We start from the raw sequence: 17,165 nt of genomic DNA on the forward strand, positions 1-17,165 counted from the left end.
CAACGGGCGGGTTCGCCGCCGACCGAGGCGGCCTCTATCGGTTATGACGCTCGCGTATAGTGCCCCGAGGGATAGCGCTGAGAGGATCGTGAAATGGACATAATGCCTCGAAAGGCGGCCACTGCCCCGACCGAGGGCAGTGACCGTCGACTCGGGCGTTATCCGTGGGCCGCCGCCAGAATCATGGCAGCACTGGCCATGGCGGTTGTCGGCGTGAAGTCATTCTTCGATATCTTCGGCGAGAAGGTCGCGGCTGACACCGTGGACGCCGGAATGGTCGTCACGGTCATTGGCGCCCTCCTCATGGTGGGTTCTTTCGTTGCCATGATAATCGCGGCGAAACGATTTCCGACCACGCTGGCGCCATCCCTCATCGCAGTGCTGATCATCGGCCTGTTCTCCATCATCGGCCTCCTGGCGATACCCGCGCGGGAAGACTTCGTCCAGATCTTCGCCACGGCCGACGTACGCGAGATCTTCGGGCCACACGTCGCGCCCAAGAGCGGGGTCATCACGCAGGGCGCCCAACTCGCGGTCGGCTTTGCGCCGATCGCGTTGTTGGCGGTCATGTTCTTCAAGCCGGACTGGTTCACCCTCGAACGCCTGCGGTGGGTGCTCCTGGCCGTGATTCTCGGTGCCGTCGCGCACTCGGTGATCGCCTGGCTGCAGGTCGTCGGCGTCGTTCCGTACACCTACTTCTTCAACCTCATGAGCGGCCGGGTCGGGCGAGCTTCGGGAGGCTACTTCCATCCCGCCTCGCTCGGCCGGCTCCTGATCTTCGCGGTGTTCATCCTCTACGCCGCTGGTAACCGGCTACGGCTCAGTTCGCTGGCCCGGTACGGCATCGTCGCACTCCTGGCCGCGACCGCAGTCGTCAGCACGCACCGGATAACCATTCTCTGTGTGGCGTTGGTGATCGTCGCGTTCGAGTTGCGCCGCCTCCCCGAACTCCTCCGGCAGATCTCCGACCTGCCGTTCCGCACGGCCGTCTGGGGAGCCGCCATCCTCGTCGTCCTGATGGTCCTGGCGGCGATCCGCTGGGGGGCCTATCTCTGGGATCGTGCGCTGTTCCTGCTCACCCAGGTCGGTTCGCTCAATCCCACAAACGATGAGTTCCTGCACGGTCGTGGGCAGATCTGGTTCCGCGTGGTAGATGTGTGGCAGGACGCGCCGTGGGACGTCTGGCTCATCGGACTCGGCTATGAACCATGGAACACCCACGCCGACCCGCTGCGGATATTCGTGGTGTGGGGATTGCTCGGGCTCGCCCTGATGTCGATTATCTTCATCAACCTCTGGCGCGTCACGAAACGGGCCGTCGCGGTCGAGTCTCGATGGATGCTCACGGTCCTCTACGTTCTGACCATCATCTCCGCCCTGACGCAGAAGCCAACCTCATACTCGTACTTCATGTGGTTGTTCTTCCTTTCGCTCCTGCTTCTGGTCAGGTTCTTCCCCGCTAAGAGCGCGCCGGTAAGCGTGCCTGACGATGCTAGTGGTGATCCCAGATGAGTTCCCCCCTATTCATTTCGTGGAAGCGGTACCAGCGTCGTTCCGACGTGCTTGCGGAGGCGTTGGGCGCGGAGGTGGCCTGGCGGCCGTCCAAGGCGACGCCGAAGGCCCTGCGGCCCTTCGACTACGTCGCCCACACGAGGAACGACCTCAAGCTGATCCGCTCGCGTCGGCCATCGTTCGTGGTCGCGCAGGCGCAGCCGCACCTGTCCGCGCTGGCGCCCTACCTCGGCCGGGTTCCGTACATCGTCGACGCGCACAACGGGCAGTTCCAGTCGTGGTGGCGCCGCGTGCCCAGCACCGCCTCGATCCTGCGTGGCGCGCAACTGGTCCTGACCCATACCGCGGAGGCCGACGCCATCGCCCGCGCGGAGTTTCCAGGTCTGCGCACGCTCGTCGTGCACGACCCACTTCGGGAGATCCCACCGGCACCGCCACGGGGCTGGGTGTTCGTCGTGGCCACCGTCGCCCCGGACGAGCCGATGGACGTCCTCATCGACGCGATCGAGGCCATGCCCGACGTCCCCTTCGCGACCACCGCACCACTGCACCGGTTGCCATCGCCGCTGCGTGAGCGCGCGGAGCGCCTACCCAACCTCACCACCCTGGGCTTCCTCGACCTCCCCGACTACGAGGCGGCCGTCGCCGCCGCACGCGCGGTCGTCGTACTGACCGACCGGGACGCCACTCAGCCCAGTGGCGCCTGTGAGGCGCTGAGCGCGGGTCGACCACTGGTCCTGTCGCGTACCCAGACGACCGAAGCCCTGTTCGGAAGCTTCGCCACGCTCGTCGCCAACCAGAGCGACGCCCTGATCGAGGGCGTCCGGCAGGCCATCGCCGAGGACCCGGCCGCGGCCGGGCGGGTCGCGGCGGCCCGCGAGGCGTGGATGCGGCGGACGGAAGCCGAACTGGCGACGTTGCGATCGCACGTGCCGGCCCGAGCGACAGCGTGACGGTCGGACGATGACCGGAGCCCAGGTGCAGGCCGGTACGGCGACCGCCGGCCGGTCCGGCAGCGGTATGGCACGCCGCCTCCGGCAACTGGGACTGCTCGGGGTCAGCCAGGCCGGCGTCACCGTGCTCGCGTTCCTCACCCAGGTGCTGCTCGCCCGCAGCCTGCCCAAGGCCGACTTCGGTGCCTTCATGGCGGTCATTTCCCTGGTGACGCTGGCCGGGCCCCTGGCCATCTTCGGGGTCGCCGAGTTCTGGTTGCAACGGTTCGGACGCGAGGGGCAACGGGCGTTCCGGTGGGTACGCCCGTCCATCGCGTTGGTCGTCGTCACGTCCGGTGTGCTGGTCGCCGCGCTGGTCTGCTGGGGCTTGCTCGACCGGCACGACCCCCACAACGGCAACCTGCGGATCGGTCTCGCCCCGATCATCCTGTCGCTCGTCGCCATGGCGCTGTCCGGGTCCGCTCTCCAACTGCAGGGCGCCTACGGGCGGCTCGCAGCGCTGCAGCTGGCACCGCAGGTGGGTCGGCTCCTGGTGGCCGTCCTGACTCTGGCCTTCGGGTTGTCGGCGATCATGGTGGTGCTGGGGTACGCGCTCGTGGCGGCTGTCACGGTTGCCATGAGTGTCGTGGTCCTCGCGCCGTTCTGGTACGGGCGAGCGACGCTGGAGGGGCATTCGCCAGTGCTCCGCCGGTCGACGAGGCCACCCCGGGCACGCCATCTCGTCGCCGCGACGTGGCTGTTCCTGCTGGGTAGCCTGTTCTACCAGCTCGGCATGCAGTTGGGCGTCGTCGTCTCGGCGGAGTTCCTGAGCGCGGAGTCCGCAGCGGTGCTCGCCGTTCCCATGACGCTACTGACCGCGATCTACCTTCTACCGCGCATCGTCTACCAGCAGTACTTCCTGGCGAAGCTGCACCGCTGGTCCCGCTCCAACCGCAGCGCTGTCCTCATCGCGTACCGCGCCGGCACGGTCGGGATGATCGGTCTCGGCCTGTTCCTCGGCGCCTTCGTCGCGCTCGCCGGCCGTTACGCCATCCCGCTGATCTTCGGCGCGGAGTACCGGACGTCCGTACCGGTGATGGCCATCCTCGCGCTGGCGATCCCGTTGCGCTTCGGTTCGGCAAGTGTCGAGTCGTTGCTGATGAGCGGTGGCCTGGTGCGACAGAAGGTGCTGTATCAGGGGTTGGGCGCGCTCGCCTACCTGGCCGCGCTGGCTACCGCGATCCCACTGTTCGGTGTGGCTGGCGCCGCCTGGGCGACGGTGCTGTCCGAGGCGATCATCCTCGTCCTGTTCTGGACCCGAGCGAAGCGTGACGTCGTCGCGGGCGCGGACCTGCCCTCCTGGGCGGAGATCCGACAGATGGTCCTCAAGAGCTAGACCCGCGTCGACGGGCCGTTCCGCGGCCCCGACGTCGTGCGCCGGGGCCGCCGATGGTCAGCCCAGCGGGCCGACCTCCCGTTCGATGGCGGTGCGCAACTCAGGTCCGGCCACGACGGCACGGGCCGCCTCCATCACCGGGGCGAGGAACACGTCCGGCCCGGGCTCGCCGGCTGCCGTGCCGAGCGCGTCAACGGCCGCCCGGCCGGCGGGGGACGGTTCCAGCGGGGCGCGTAGCTGGAGGCCGCGTACGCCGGCGAGCAGCTCCACCGCGAGCAGGCTGGTCAGGTTGTCCAGCACCGTGCGCAGCTTCTTGGCCGCCGCCCAGCCCATCGAGACGTGGTCCTCCTGCATCCCGCTGGTGGGCAGCGAGTCCACCGAGGCGGGGGCGGCCAGCCGGCGGTTCTCGGCGACGATCCCGGCCGCCGTGTACTGGGCGATCATCAGCCCGGAGTTGACCCCGGCGTCGGGGGAGAGGAACGCCGGCAGTTCCCGGGACCGGGTGACGTCGAGCAGCCGGTCCACCCGCCGCTCGGCGATCGCGCCCACCTCGGCGGCGGCGATGGCGAGGAAGTCCGCGGCGAAGCCGAGCGGGGCGCCGTGGAAGTTGCCCGTCGACTCGACCCGCCCGTCCGGCAGCACCACCGGGTTGTCCACCACGGACACCAGCTCCCGGCCGGCTACCGTGCGGACGAAGTCCAGGGTGTCGCGGGCCGCGCCGGCCACCTGCGGCGCACAGCGCATCGAGTACGCGTCCTGCACGGCGTGCGCCAGGTCGTCGCGGTGCGAGTCCATCACCCGGGAGTCCTGCAACAGTCGGTGGATGTTCGCCGCCGACGCCGCCTGACCGGGGTGCGGCCGGATCGCGTGCAGCTCGGGTAGGAACGGCCGCTCCGAGCCGAGCATCGCCTCGATGGCCAGCGCGGCCGTCACGTCGGCCATGGCGAACAGGTGCGCCGCGTCGTGGATGGCCAGCAGCAGCATGCCGAGCATGCCGTCGGTGCCGTTGATCAGCGCCAGCCCCTCCTTGGCGGCCAGCTCGATCGGCTTGAGCCCGGCGCTGGTCAACGCGTCGGCCGCGTCCTGCCGCTCACCGTTCGGGCCGAGCACCCAACCTTCGCCGAGCAGCACGAGCGCGCAGTGCGCCAGCGGCGCCAGGTCACCGGAGGCACCCAGCGAGCCGTGCTCCGGCACCCACGGGGTGATGTCGTGGTTGAGCAGGTCGACCAGGGCTTCGGCGACCAGCGGTCGGACCCCGGAGCGGCCGAGGGCGAGGGACCGGACCCGCAGCAGCATCATGGCCCGGACCACCTCGCGCGGCATCGGAGCGCCCACCCCGGCGGCGTGTGAGCGGATCAGCGCGTGTTGCAGCTCGGCCCGCCGCTCCGGGGCGATGAAGGTGTTGGCCAACGCGCCGAACCCGGTGGAGACCCCGTAGACGGGACGGCCCGACGACTCGATGCCGTCCACGATGGCCCGGCTGGTCGCCATCGCGTCGATGGTGGCCGGGGCGAGGACGACCGTGGCGGTGCCGCGGGCCACCGCGAGCACGTCGTCGGCGGTGATCCCGGTGGGCTGGATGGTCACGTTCGTCATTGCGGTACTCCGTTGCGTATTACCTGGCGGATCAGGGGGACACCGGGCCGGTAGGCCAGGTGCAGGTGTGACGGCGCGTCCAGGACGACGAGGTCGGCCCGCGCGCCGGGGGTGAGGACACCGATGTCGTCGCGGCGCAGCGCCCGCGCCCCACCGGCGGTGGCGGCCCAGACCGCCTCCGCCGGGGTCATCCGCATCTCGCGGACCGCGAGGGCCACGCAGAACGGCATCGACGAGGTGTACGACGAGCCCGGGTTGCAGTCCGTCGCCAGCGCCACTGTGACACCGGCGTCGAGCAGCCGGCGGGCGTCCGGGTACGGCGAGCGGGTGGAGAACTCGGCGCCGGGCAGCAGGGTGGCCACGGTGGTCGTCCCCGACCCCGACGTCGACCCCATCCTGGTCGAGGCCAGGGCGTCCACGTCGGCGTCGCTCAGGTGTGTGCAGTGGTCGACGCTCGCCGCGCCCAACTCCACGCCCAACTGCACCCCCGGGCCGGGGCCGAGCTGGTTGGCGTGCAGCCGTACGCCCAGCCCGGCGGCCTGACCGCAGGCCAGGATGGCGCGGGCGTGGTCGACGTCGAAGGCGCCCTGCTCGCAGAACACGTCGATCCACTTCGCGTACGGGGCGGCGGCGGCCAGCATCGGCCCGCAGACCAGCCCGACGTAGTCGTCGGCGCGGTCGGCGTACTCGGCGGGCACGACGTGCGCGCCCAGGAAGGTGGTCTCGGTGCTGGTCTCGGCGGCGATCCGGAGCGAGCGGGCCTCGTCGGCGACGGTCAGCCCGTACCCACTCTTGATCTCCATGGTCGTGGTGCCCTGGCGCAGCGCCTCCCCGCGCAGCCGGCGCACGGTGGCCCGCAGCTCGTCGTCGGTGGCGGCCCGGGTGGCACCGACAGTGGTCCGGATGCCGCCGCCGGTGTAGGGCTGCCCGGCCATCCGGGCGGCGAACTCGGCGGCCCGGTCTCCGGCGAAGACCAGGTGCGCGTGGCTGTCCACGAAGCCGGGCAGCACGGCGGCCCCACCGGCGTCGACATGATGGTCGGCGGCCGGCGCGTACGCGGACGGCCCGACCCAGACCACCCGGCCCTCCTCGACCAGCACGGCGGCGTTGCGGCGGATGCCGAGTGGGCCCTCGCCGGCACCGTTGGTGACCAGCTCCCCGATGTTGTCGACCAGCAGGCTGCGGCTCATGCGGGTGTCACCGCCTCGATCGCGGACGACAGTTCGACCGGCACGTCCACTGTCAGGTGTCGACCCTCGGCCACCACCACCCGGCCGTCCACCACCACCTGCTCGACGTCCGCCCCGCCGGCGGCGAAGAACGCGCCGACCGGCGGCACCCCGGCGGTGCGGGCGCTGTCCAGGCGTACCGTCACCAGGTCGGCGCGGGCGCCCACCGCGATCCTCCCGGCGTCGGCCCAGCCCAGGGCGGCGTGCCCGGCGACGCTGGCCGCGTTCAGCAGGTCGGGCGGCACGAAGTGACCACGTCGGCGGGTACGCAGCCGCTCGTCCAGCTCGACCGCCCGGGCCTCCTCGAACAGGTCGATCACGGCGTGGCTGTCGCTGCCGAGGCTCAACCGGATGCCCGCGTCGGCCATCCGCCGGGCCGGGCCGATGCCGTCGGCGAGGTCCCGCTCGGTGGTCGGGCAGAGGCACACCCCGGTCCGGCTGTCGGCGAGCAGGGACAGGTCCGCGCTGGTGGGGTGAGTGGCGTGGACGGCGGTGGTGTGTGGCCCGAGCACGCCGTGCTCGGCGAGCAGCGCGGTGGGCGTACGCCCGTGCACGGCCCGGCACTCGTCGTTCTCGGCGGGCTGCTCGGAGAGGTGCACGTGCAGCGGTGCCTGCCGCTCCCGGGCCCAGTCGGCGACCGTGCGCAACTGATCGGCCGGGACGGCCCGCACCGAGTGCACGGCCGCGCCGACCCGGGCGTGCGGGTCCGTCGGCTGGAACGCGGCGGCCCGCTCGGCCCAGCGGCCCCCGTCGCCGTCGCCGAAGCGGCGCTGCGGCCCGGCGAGGGGCCGACCGTCCACGCTGGAGGTCAGGTAGCAGGTGTCCAGCACTGTGAGCCGGATCCCGGCGTGCGCCGCGGCCTCCACCAGCGCAGCGCCCATCGCGTTCGGGTCGTCGTAGGCGCCGCCGTCCGGTCGGTGGTGCAGGTAGTGGAACTCGCCCACGCAGGTGATGCCGGTCAGCGCCATCTCGGCGTAGACGGCCCGGGCCAGAGCGAGGTAGGTCTCCGGGTCCAGCCGGTCCGCGACGGCGTACATCTGGTCCCGCCAGGTCCAGAAGTCACCCCGCCCACCGTGGGTACGCCCGCGCAGCGCCCGGTGGAAGGCGTGCGAGTGCGCGTTCGCGAGACCGGGCAGGGTCAGGCCGGGCAACGGCACCGCGTCGGCGTACACCTCGACCCCGGCCGGCGGCCTGCTGCCGGGGGTCAGCGGCGTCACCGCGGTGATCCGGCCGTCGTCGACCTCGATCAGCACGTCGGGGGTGGGCTCGGCGTGCTCGGGCAGCCAGGCGTACTCGGCGAGCCAGCGGGTCGGTGTCACCGGCATGTCAGCTCCTCCAGCACCCGGGCCAGCGCGCGCACCCCGGCGGCGCAGTCGTCGTCGGTGGCGGCCTCGGCGGGGGAGTGCGAGACGCCGGTCGGGTTGCGCACGAAGAGCATCGCGGTGGGCAGGTACGCGGCGAGCACCCCGGCGTCGTGCCCCGCCCCGGTGGGCAGCACCGGCGCGTCGAGCAGCGTGGCCAGCCGTTTGGCCAGCCCGCCGTCGAAGGCGACCACCGGGGTGGCCGACTCCTCGGTGACGGTCACCGTCGTACCGTCGCGGCGGGCCCGCTCGGCGAGCTTGCCGCGTACCGCGTCGACCAGCCCGGTCAGCGTCTCCGGGTCGGCCGCACGGGCGTCCAGCCAGCCGGTCACCTTCGACGGGATCGCGTTGGTGGCGTTGGGTTCGACGGCGACCCGGCCCACTGTGGCGTGCGCGCCGCGCAGCCGGGCCTCCTTGTTGGCCGCCAGCACCGTGAACGCGTAGGTCAGCATCGGGTCGCGCCGGTCGGCCATCCGGGTGGTGCCCGCGTGGTTGCCCTCGCCGACGACGTCGAAGCGCCACCGGCCGTGCGGCCAGATCGCGCTGGCCACCGCGACCGGCGCGTCCGTGTCGACGAGCGCGCGGCCCTGTTCGACGTGCAACTCCACGAAGGCGCCGAACCGGCCCAGCAGCTCCGGGCGTGCGCCCGCCGGCCGGTCACCGAGCGCCTCGGCGAAGCTCACACCGGCCGCGTCGCGCAGGCCGGCCGCGCGTTCGGCCGACAGCGCCCCGGTGAGCAGCCGCGACCCCAGGCACGGTACGCCGAAGCGCGCTCCCTCCTCCTCGACGAAGGCACCAAGCACCAGCGGGCGGCCAGGGGTGACGCCCGCGGCGCGCAGTTCGTCAACGGCGAGGAACGCGCTCACGACGCCGAGCGGCCCGTCGTACGCCCCGCCGTGCGGCACCGAGTCGAAGTGGCTGCCGGTGAGCACCGCGTCGGACGCCTCCGGGTCACCCCAGTGGGCGAAGAGGTTGCCGTTGCCGTCCTCGGTGACCGGCATGGCACGGCGCTCGGCCTGCGCACGGAACCAGGAGCGCAGCTCCCGCTCCGGCTCGGTCAACGCGTACCGCAGGTAGCCGCCGCTGTCGGCGTCCCGCCCGACCGGCGCGATCTCGTCCCACAGCGCCCGGAACCGGGCGGAAAGGTCGTCGCTCACGCGGGACCCCCCTCCGTCATGGGTACCCGGACGCCGTGGCGGTCGGCGACCTCGCGAGCGCTCTCGTAGCCGGCGTCGACGTGCCGGATGACGCCCATCGCCGGGTCGTTGGTGAGCACCCGCTCGATCTTCTGACCGGCGAGGGCGGTGCCGTCGGCCACGCACACCTGCCCGGCGTGGATCGACCGGCCGATGCCCACCCCGCCGCCGTGGTGAATGGACACCCAGGAAGCCCCGCTGGCCGTGTTGACCAGGGCGTTGAGCAGCGGCCAGTCGGCGATCGCGTCGGAGCCGTCGGCCATCCCCTCGGTCTCCCGGTACGGGCTCGCGACGCTGCCGGTGTCCAGGTGGTCCCGGCCGATCACCACCGGGGCGGAGAGTTCGCCGGAGGCGACCATGTCGTTGAACCGCACACCCGCCCGGTCCCGTTCGCCCTGACCGAGCCAGCAGATCCGGGCCGGCAGGCCCTGGAAGGCGACCCGCTCACCGGCCAGCTTGATCCAACGGGCCAGCGACTCGTTCTCCGGGAACAGGTCGAGGATGGCCCGGTCGGTGGCCGCGATGTCGGCCGGGTCGCCGGAGAGCGCCGCCCACCGGAACGGGCCCCTACCCTCACAGAACAACGGCCTGATGTACGCGGGCACGAAGCCCGGGAAGTCGAAGGCGCGTTGGTAGCCGCCGAGCTGCGCCTCACCCCGGATCGAGTTTCCGTAGTCGAACACCTCGGCGCCGGCGTCGAGGAAGCCGACCATCGCCTCGACGTGCTTCGCCATCGACGCGCGGGCCCGGTCGGTGAACTCGGCCGGCTTCGCGGCGGCGTAGTCCCGGGCCTCGGCCAGCTCCACCCCCACCGGCAGGTACGCCAGTGGGTCGTGCGCGCTGGTCTGGTCGGTCACGATGTCGATCTCGACGCCCCGGTTCAGCAGGTCGGGGAAGACCTCGGCGGCGTTGCCGACCACGCCCACGCTCAGGGCCCGGCGCTCCCGCTTCGCGGCGCGGACCCGAGCGATCGCGTCGTCCAGGGAGTCGGCGACCTCATCCAGGTAGCGGTCGTGCACCCGACGGTCGAGCCGGGTGCGGTCCACGTCCACGATCAGGCAGACGCCGCCGTTCATGGTGACCGCGAGTGGCTGCGCGCCGCCCATTCCGCCGCAGCCGGCGGTCAGCGTCAGCTTGCCGGCGAGGGTGCTGTCGCTCTGCCCCTGCCCGCCGCCACGGGCGTCGGCGATCTTGGCGGCCACCGCCGCGAACGTCTCGTAGGTGCCCTGGAGGATGCCCTGGGTGCCGATGTAGATCCACGAACCGGCCGTCATCTGCCCGTACATGGTCAGGCCGAGCTGTTCGAGGCGGCGGAACTCCGGCCAGGTCGCCCAGTCGCCGACCAGGTTCGAGTTGGCCAGCAGCACCCGGGGCGCCCACTCGTGGGTGCGCATCACGCCGACCGGGCGGCCCGACTGCACGAGCATGGTCTCGTCCTCGCGCAGGTCGGTGAGCGTGCGGACCAACGCGTGGTACGACGGCCAGTCCCGCGCCGCCTTACCGGTGCCGCCGTAGACCACCAGGTCGTCGGGGCGTTCGGCCACCTCGGGGTCGAGGTTGTTCATCAACATCCGCAGGGCGGCCTCCTGCTGCCACCCGCGGGTGGTGAGCTGGCTGCCCCGTGCGGCACGAATGGGCTGGGTCATCTCTGAATCTCCTCCGGTCAACCGAGGAACAACTGTCGGCGGGCCGCGGAGGCTTCGAACGCCTCCAGTCGGCGTTGGGTGTCGGCCGGCGCGGCGTCGCAGATCGCCTGCAACAGCACCATGGCCAGGGTCATCGGGGCGGTGTGCAGGTCGAAGACGAGTTGCGCGCCGACCGCGGCGGCGAGCACCACGTCGGCGTGCTCGGCGGCCGGGCTGACCGGCGAGTCGGTGATCGCCACCACGGTCAACCCGGCGGCGCGGGCGTCGCGCAACGCGTCCAGGGTCTCCCGGGGGTAGCGGGGCAGCACGAAGGCCAGAACGGCGGACGCCCCGGCCTCGGCGGCCTGCTCCAGGCGGTCGGTGAGCAGGCTGCCGCCGTCGTCGAGGACCCGTACGTCCGGGTGCACCTTCGCCGCGAAGTAGGCGAAGTACGCGGCCAGCGGCGCGGCGGCGCGTAGACCGAGCACCGGCAGTGGGCGGCTCTCGGCGAGCAGCCGCCCGGTCTCGGCGATCCGGTCCCGGTCGGCGAGCTGACCGGTCAGTCGGTCCAGGTTGTCCATCTCGGCGCGTACCGCCTGCTGGAGCTCGTTGCCGGCGTCCGTCGATCCGGCCGACGTCGCGCTGGTCAGGTCGCGCAGCCGGCGGCGCAGCGCCGGGTAGCCGTCGTGGCCGAGCGCGACGGCGAACCGGGTCACCGACGGCTGGCTGACCCCGGCCAGCTCGGCGACCTCGGTGGCGGACAGGTACGCCACGGTGGGGGAATGCTGCACCAGACAGTGCGCGATCCGCCGCTGGGTGGGGGTGAGCCGCACCCCCTGGAACAGGTCGAGCACCTGCTCGGCCGGCACCCCGACAGCTCCTTCATTCACAGGGTGACTCTATGCATGAAAACTTTCACGAGGCAAGCGTCCGCATCGGGTTACACCGTTCGCTGAGTGGTCGGTTGGCCGACCGTCGGGCGACCAGGCGAGCGCCCCCTCTGTAGGATCCGCACGGCGGTCGAGCAGAGGAGTGCGCATGCAGTCGGTTGGCCCGTACCGGTTCACCCATATGTTGGGCACCTGCCCCGTGGGCAAAGCCTGGGCCGCCATCGACGAGCAGGGCCGGTTCGTGACCGTCGCCGTTCTGGACGCCGCCGCGGCGAACACACCGGGCTGGCGGGAAGCCTTCACCGGAACTGCCAACGCCATGTCGCAACGGCCGGGCGGCGAGGCCTTCGCGTACGCCGACTTCTTCGCCGACGAGCCGTGGGCGGCCTACCCGGCCGAGTCGGGCCCGGGGGCCGAGAAGTTGTTCCGCGCGTTGGGGCAGGAATATCACCCGGTGCCGACCGCGCAGGCGGGCGCGACCAAGCAGGACGATTCCCCGGAGCCGGTCAGCGGAGTGCCGCGGCAGCCGTCCGGGCCTCCACAGTCGGTGTCCGGCCCGCCGCATCCGGTCTCCGCACCGCCACAGCCCGTCTCCGGTGTCCCGCAGCCAACCTCCGGAGCGCCGATCGCGCCATGGGCGCTGCATTCCGGTGCGCTGCCCAGCGTGCCGCCGGCCCCGCCGCCCGCCCCGGCCCCGCCGCCCGGCGACGACGCACCCCAGTCACCGGCACCCGTGTCCGGCGCTCCGATGGATCCACCGCCGTACGATCCGTTCCGCGCCCCGGTCCGGCGGATCAAGCCGTCGGAGCCGCCGCCGCGGCGTACCGGGTTCTGGGTGGGGCTCGCCGCGCTCGTGCTGGTGGTGGCCGTGGCGAGCGGCGTCGGCATCTGGGCGATCGCCGGCAGCGAGCAACCCGATCCGTACGCTCCGCCGACCGGCACCTCCACCACGGCGTCCTCCACCGTCGCTCCGGTCGAGCCAGCGTTGAAGCCGTGGGCGCAGGCCTCCCTGTACAGCCCGGAGGAGAAGGCCCTCGCCGTCGCCGCGCCTTCGCTGGTCTTCGTCGAAGCGGTCTTCACCGGATATGTCCGGGACACCAGGACGAACGTCCTTGTGCACCCGCAGCCCGTCTCCTTCATCCGTCGGTGCAGTGGTTTCCTGCTGGCTCCGGACGGCCACGCCGTCACCAACGGATCCTGTGTCAAGCCTGCCGAGGCGCGCGCCCGTTGGCTCGCCGTCGACGCGTTGGCCAGGACGCTCGTACAGGCAAAGCAACTTCCGGCCGGGCAGATCTCCGCGTATGTCGCGGCGAACCTCGGCAAGGTGCGTTTCACAGGCGTCGAGCCGGACGCCGAGCCGACGAGTGCGGTCTACGCTCAGCTCAACCGCGCCAAGGGAAACGCGGTGGCGGAGCCGGCCATCAAGGCCGAGGTCGTCCGGAGCCTGCCTGAAGACAGCGGCAACACCGCACTGATCAAGCTCGCCCGGGGCAATCTGCCTGTGGTGGAGCTCAACCCGTCGGCAAGCCTCGCCGAGGGTTCTCCGGTGCGAATCCTCGCCTACGCGACCTCCGACGTTGCCTTCCGTAACGCCGCGTACCGTCCTCAGTCGAGGAACGTGACGATCACCGGAACGAGCCAGCGCGGGCCGGTCTCGATCTACCTCGTCAACGAGGATCTCGGGCCAGCCTCACACGGGGGCATCGCCCTCGATTCCTCCGGCCGGGTCGCGGGCCTCATCTACCAGGACCAGGCAGCGCCGGACCGCGCCAACCGGGCGATCCTGCCGGCATCGACGATCAGCGCGCTGCTGAGCGAGGCCGGGGTCGCCAACACGCTCGGCGACACCGACAAGGTCTACCGCAGCGGGTTGGACGCGTACTTCAGCGGCGACTCGTCAGGTGCCGTCACGCAGCTCGACAGGGCGGCCGCCGCGACGCCCGACAACCTGCTCGCGCAGGCCTACCGGCAGAACGCCACCGAGCGTCAGCGGTTGGAGAAGGCGTCGCGGGAGCAGTCCAGCAACCTCGTACTCGTGTTGGTCGGATGCGCTGGCGTGTTGCTCGTCGCCCTCGTGATCCTCGCCGTGCTGCTCATCCGCCGCCGCCACCGGTGACCGCGTGTCAATGATTCTCGCGGATCGGACACATCGGAAATAGACGCTAAGTCCCCCCGTTGATGATCGCCCTCATTGGTCATTCACCCATAACAAATAATCCGTGCCGCCGAGAAGACTAGATGTTCGGCTGAGCCGATTCACCCGGACGGTCGCAACTCCGCGTGCCTGCTTCGGCAGAGTGCCCGCCCCGACCAGATCCAGGCGCTGGCCAGCTAAACCCCTTACTGAGTCAGCGTTTCTCGATTGACAGGCCGCGTGCTGCCAGGTGATGGTGCGTCAGTGCGGCGATCGCTATACTCCGTCTTGTTGCGCGATGGATCTTCATTGTCGTCGATCAAGGGAATGGTCCCGCGAACGCGTCGCTGAAATCGCTGCGAATGGTGGCTTTTCATGGGGGTGGCGAAGGTGGGCGTGTCGGATCGTCGTGTCAGGTGGGCCGGCAGGGACGGTCTCTCGGAGAGGCCAGGGCGATCTGGTGGGCTTCGAGGCGGCTCCCGTCCGTGACGAACCACCCCGCATACTCGCCCCCCTCCTTGCGGCATGACTCCGCTGGCAACACCCTCTCGTCCGGACAGGACACCAAGCCACCGATGATCGACGGGCCGACGGTCCCGGCCATGCCTGCTGTCGACGCCGCGACGCTCCCGCTGATGCGGGCGGTGGAGCAGGTGACCCCTGCCTTTTCGGTGTGCATCGCCGTGCGGGACCGGCCCGAACTCCTGGTGAAGTCCATCCGGAGCGTGCTTGCCGGCACCTTCAGCGACTTCGAGCTCATCGTCGTCGACGACGGCTCGGCAGTCGCCGTGCGGGACGGGTTGGCCGCCGCGGGCCTCCTCTCCGACCGTCGGATCCGTGTCGTCCGCCAGGATCCGACGGGGATCAGCGCGGCGCGCAACACCGCCCTGCGCGTCGCCCGGGGCAGGGTCGTCACAGTGCTCGACTCGGACGACGAGTTGGCACCCGACGGCCTGGCCAGGCTGCACGAGTTCGTCACTCGGACCGGCGCGCGCTGGGTCTACACCGACTACGAGGAGATCGTCGGCGACTCGGCGAAGGTGATCAGGCTCCCGTCGTACCCCGATTCCCGTCGGATGCTCCGGTCCGTGCTGACCCGACCCCGGCTGCCCTTCAAGCACTCGGGCATGACCATCGACCGCCTGTTGCTGAAAGAGCTCGGCGGGTACGACGAGCAGATGTCAATCAAGGTGGATGTCGAGCTGGTGCTGCGCGCCCTCAGCAACGGGGTGCACCTGCAACGACTCGACGAGCCCATCGTTCGGTTCCATCGGCACAGCGGCAGCATCAGCCGACGGCGCGTCGCCGGTCTCCTCGCGTGGCGCAAGATGATCAAGAAGTACAGCCGCCCCCGCATACCGGGTCTTGCGCTGTGCATCGTGACGGTGCGTGCGGTGAGTGAGATCGGCAAATGGGCGGTCACCGCGGCCGGGCGGTGATCCACCGTCGGCGAGCCGCAGAGAAGCGACTCGCCGAATAGCACTATCCACTCCCGACCTTCTGCTTCTCTTCGCGACCGGTCCCTTGGGCCAATGCGGGGTTCCGACGCGCCGAAGCAGGAGTTCCAGGCCCGTCGCGACGCGTCGAGGAACTGATCGGGCTATATCAGGAGCACCCGAACCGCCACTAGGCAGGACGCCTTTTCGACGCATAGGGTGCACGTCGCGATCTCCCGACGGGGGCGATGTGGGAAAGGAAGGTCGTGTCCGCGCACACTGAGTTCCTCAAGGCTGTCACGCCACAGCAGAGACCGAGTTTCGACCCCGACCTGGGGGTGATCACGCCCCCCTCCAACGGCATGGCCCGGTCGGTGTTCGCGCGTCCGGTCGCACCTCGGGCCAACTGGCGCCGCCGCTACGTGGCGTGGCTGGTCCTGCTTGACGTACTCGCGGCCCTGGCCGCCAGCCGGACGGTCGTCACCCTGCTGGCCGACGCCGACGCCGGCTTCTGGGACCAGCGGGTGCTCGGGAACGTCAGCTCCTTCAGCCTCGCCTCCTTCGTCGGCGTCCCTCTGGGCTGGCTGATCCTGCTCGTCGCCGCCGGGGCGTATGACCAGCGTGCGCTCGGACTGGGCACCGAAGAACTCAAGCGGGTCGCCCGCGCCAGCCTCGCGATGGCCGCCGCTGTCTCGTTCCTGGCGCTCGGCTTCAAGAAGGACCTGTCCCGGGCGACGGTCGCCGCCATCATCATCTTCCTGCTGCTCTACACGCTCGTGGTTCGGTTCGCCGCCCGGGTGGTGCTGCGGCGGATCAGGCGCACCGGGCGGGCATCACAGAAGGTGCTGCTGGTCGGCCGTCTCACCGACGCGCTCGCGGTGCACGAGGTGGTGACCCGTAACTACGGGGCCGGGCTGCACCCGATCGCCATCCACCTGCCACACCATCCCCGCCCTGGCGAGCGGGTCAACGCTCCGGTGCCGGTGTACGTGGGCTGGGACCTGGTTCCGCTGGTCCAGCAACTCGGCGCGGACACCATCGCGGTCTGCGGCCCGGCCAGCCTCGAGTCGTACGAGCTACGCAAGCTCGCCTGGCAGTTGGAGGGCACCGGCCTGGACCTGGTGGTGGTCCCACAGGTCACCGACGTCACGGGTCCCCGCATCCACGTCCGGCCCATCGAGGGCCTTCCCCTGCTCAACGTGGACGAGCCGACCATCTCCGGTCTCTCGTTGCTGGCGAAGAGCGTCCTGGACCGGGTGACCGCGCTTGTCGGCCTGGTGCTGCTGAGCCCGGTGCTGCTCGCCATCGCCCTGGCCATCAAGTTCAACGACCCCGGCCCGGTGATGTTCCGGCAGACCCGGATCGGCCACGAGGGTCGCGCGTTCAAGGTCTGGAAGTTCCGGACGATGTACACCGACGCCGAGCAGCGGTTGGCGGCCCTGCAGCACCGCAACGAGAGTGACGGCCTGCTCTTCAAGATGAAGGACGACCCTCGGGTCACCCCGATCGGCCGGCACCTGCGGGCGCTCTCCCTGGACGAACTGCCCCAGCTGATCAACGTGTTGCGCGGGCAGATGTCGTTGGTCGGCCCACGCCCGCTGCCCACCGAGGACGACGACTACCGCGGTGACGTCCGTCGGCGGCTGCTGGTGCGCCCCGGCATCACCGGCCTCTGGCAGATCTCCGGCCGCTCCGACCTCACCTGGGACGACGCGGTCCGGCTGGACCTGCACTACGTCGACAACTGGTCGCTGGTGTACGACCTCGCCATCCTGTGGAAGACGGCAAGCGTGGTGCTGGCCCGGCGTGGGGCCTACTGACCGATCCGATCACCGGTGTGCCCGCCAGGGCCACAGAC

The 17,165-nt window shown here is 70.9% G+C and carries 12 protein-coding genes; 6 read left to right on the forward strand and 6 right to left on the reverse strand.

What is annotated here, in order from left to right; all coding sequences use genetic code 11:
• Positions 1-93: 93 nt before the first annotated feature.
• From ACFYP0_RS31590 to ACFYP0_RS31600, 3 genes are read left to right on the forward strand one after another with little or no spacing between them, the layout of a single operon-like run.
• Complete coding sequence (locus ACFYP0_RS31590) at positions 94-1,512, forward strand: O-antigen ligase family protein (protein ID WP_355494268.1); 1,419 nt, start codon at positions 94-96, stop codon at positions 1,510-1,512.
• Positions 1,509-2,465, forward strand: a complete 957-nt coding sequence (locus tag ACFYP0_RS31595) for a glycosyltransferase (protein WP_124862136.1) — start codon at positions 1,509-1,511, stop codon at positions 2,463-2,465. The genes ACFYP0_RS31590 and ACFYP0_RS31595 overlap by 4 nt, the downstream gene beginning before the upstream one ends.
• Positions 2,466-2,475: 10 nt before the next feature.
• On the forward strand, positions 2,476-3,840 hold the full coding sequence (locus ACFYP0_RS31600) for a lipopolysaccharide biosynthesis protein (protein ID WP_355494267.1): 1,365 nt from the start codon (positions 2,476-2,478) through the stop codon (positions 3,838-3,840).
• A gap of 57 nt (positions 3,841-3,897) precedes the next feature.
• Here ACFYP0_RS31600 and hutH read toward each other — a convergent pair whose 3' ends face one another.
• From hutH to ACFYP0_RS31630, 6 genes are read right to left on the reverse strand one after another with little or no spacing between them, the layout of a single operon-like run.
• Positions 3,898-5,436, reverse strand: coding sequence for a histidine ammonia-lyase (gene hutH, locus ACFYP0_RS31605; RefSeq protein ID WP_355494266.1), 1,539 nt, complete (start codon positions 5,434-5,436; stop codon positions 3,898-3,900).
• Positions 5,433-6,626 (reverse strand): imidazolonepropionase, encoded by a 1,194-nt coding sequence (gene hutI, locus ACFYP0_RS31610; protein WP_355494265.1) that lies wholly within the window; start codon positions 6,624-6,626, stop codon positions 5,433-5,435. Before hutI ends, hutH begins: the two co-directional genes overlap by 4 nt.
• The gene (locus ACFYP0_RS31615) at positions 6,623-7,990 is read right to left on the reverse strand and encodes a formimidoylglutamate deiminase (RefSeq protein ID WP_386998438.1); all 1,368 of its coding nucleotides are present in this window, start codon (positions 7,988-7,990) and stop codon (positions 6,623-6,625) included. The genes hutI and ACFYP0_RS31615 overlap by 4 nt, the downstream gene beginning before the upstream one ends.
• A complete protein-coding gene (locus ACFYP0_RS31620; protein WP_386998439.1) occupies positions 7,981-9,183 on the reverse strand; it encodes an allantoate amidohydrolase in 1,203 nt (400 codons plus the stop codon). Before ACFYP0_RS31620 ends, ACFYP0_RS31615 begins: the two co-directional genes overlap by 10 nt.
• Positions 9,180-10,868, reverse strand: coding sequence for a urocanate hydratase (gene hutU, locus ACFYP0_RS31625; RefSeq protein WP_386998440.1), 1,689 nt, complete (start codon positions 10,866-10,868; stop codon positions 9,180-9,182). Before hutU ends, ACFYP0_RS31620 begins: the two co-directional genes overlap by 4 nt.
• A 17-nt stretch (positions 10,869-10,885) precedes the next feature.
• A complete protein-coding gene (locus ACFYP0_RS31630; RefSeq protein ID WP_386998441.1) occupies positions 10,886-11,737 on the reverse strand; it encodes a MurR/RpiR family transcriptional regulator in 852 nt (283 codons plus the stop codon).
• Between the two features lie 148 nt (positions 11,738-11,885).
• Between ACFYP0_RS31630 and ACFYP0_RS31635 the strand changes: the two genes are divergently transcribed.
• The 3 genes from ACFYP0_RS31635 to ACFYP0_RS31645 all read left to right on the forward strand — a co-directional run bounded on the left by ACFYP0_RS31635 (position 11,886) and on the right by ACFYP0_RS31645 (position 17,127).
• Positions 11,886-13,853, forward strand: coding sequence for a trypsin-like peptidase domain-containing protein (locus ACFYP0_RS31635; protein ID WP_386998442.1), 1,968 nt, complete (start codon positions 11,886-11,888; stop codon positions 13,851-13,853).
• Positions 13,854-14,473: 620 nt separating this feature from the next.
• Positions 14,474-15,310 (forward strand): glycosyltransferase family 2 protein, encoded by an 837-nt coding sequence (locus ACFYP0_RS31640; protein WP_386998443.1) that lies wholly within the window; start codon positions 14,474-14,476, stop codon positions 15,308-15,310.
• Positions 15,311-15,669: 359 nt separating this feature from the next.
• Positions 15,670-17,127: a sugar transferase gene (locus tag ACFYP0_RS31645; RefSeq protein WP_244218875.1), complete on the forward strand. Its 1,458-nt coding sequence runs from the start codon at positions 15,670-15,672 to the stop codon at positions 17,125-17,127.
• Positions 17,128-17,165: the final 38 nt, after the last annotated feature.

It is taken from the genome of Micromonospora arida (assembly GCF_042873195.1).
GTDB lineage: Bacteria > Actinomycetota > Actinomycetes > Mycobacteriales > Micromonosporaceae > Micromonospora > Micromonospora arida.

What these genes read in the sequence shown, in the direction of transcription:
- ACFYP0_RS31635 (WP_386998442.1), top strand. Translation starts at nt 11,886, where the DNA reads ATGCAGTCGGTTGGCCCGTACCGGTTCACCCATATGTTGGGCACCTGC.
- ACFYP0_RS31590 (WP_355494268.1), top strand. Translation starts at nt 94, where the DNA reads ATGGACATAATGCCTCGAAAGGCGGCCACTGCCCCGACCGAGGGCAGT.
- hutU (WP_386998440.1), bottom strand. Translation starts at nt 10,868, where the DNA reads ATGACCCAGCCCATTCGTGCCGCACGGGGCAGCCAGCTCACCACCCGC.
- ACFYP0_RS31645 (WP_244218875.1), top strand. Translation starts at nt 15,670, where the DNA reads ATGGCCCGGTCGGTGTTCGCGCGTCCGGTCGCACCTCGGGCCAACTGG.
- hutH (WP_355494266.1), bottom strand. Translation starts at nt 5,436, where the DNA reads ATGACGAACGTGACCATCCAGCCCACCGGGATCACCGCCGACGACGTG.
- ACFYP0_RS31640 (WP_386998443.1), top strand. Translation starts at nt 14,474, where the DNA reads ATGCCTGCTGTCGACGCCGCGACGCTCCCGCTGATGCGGGCGGTGGAG.
- ACFYP0_RS31595 (WP_124862136.1), top strand. Translation starts at nt 1,509, where the DNA reads ATGAGTTCCCCCCTATTCATTTCGTGGAAGCGGTACCAGCGTCGTTCC.
- ACFYP0_RS31600 (WP_355494267.1), top strand. Translation starts at nt 2,476, where the DNA reads ATGACCGGAGCCCAGGTGCAGGCCGGTACGGCGACCGCCGGCCGGTCC.
- ACFYP0_RS31615 (WP_386998438.1), bottom strand. Translation starts at nt 7,990, where the DNA reads ATGCCGGTGACACCGACCCGCTGGCTCGCCGAGTACGCCTGGCTGCCC.
- hutI (WP_355494265.1), bottom strand. Translation starts at nt 6,626, where the DNA reads ATGAGCCGCAGCCTGCTGGTCGACAACATCGGGGAGCTGGTCACCAAC.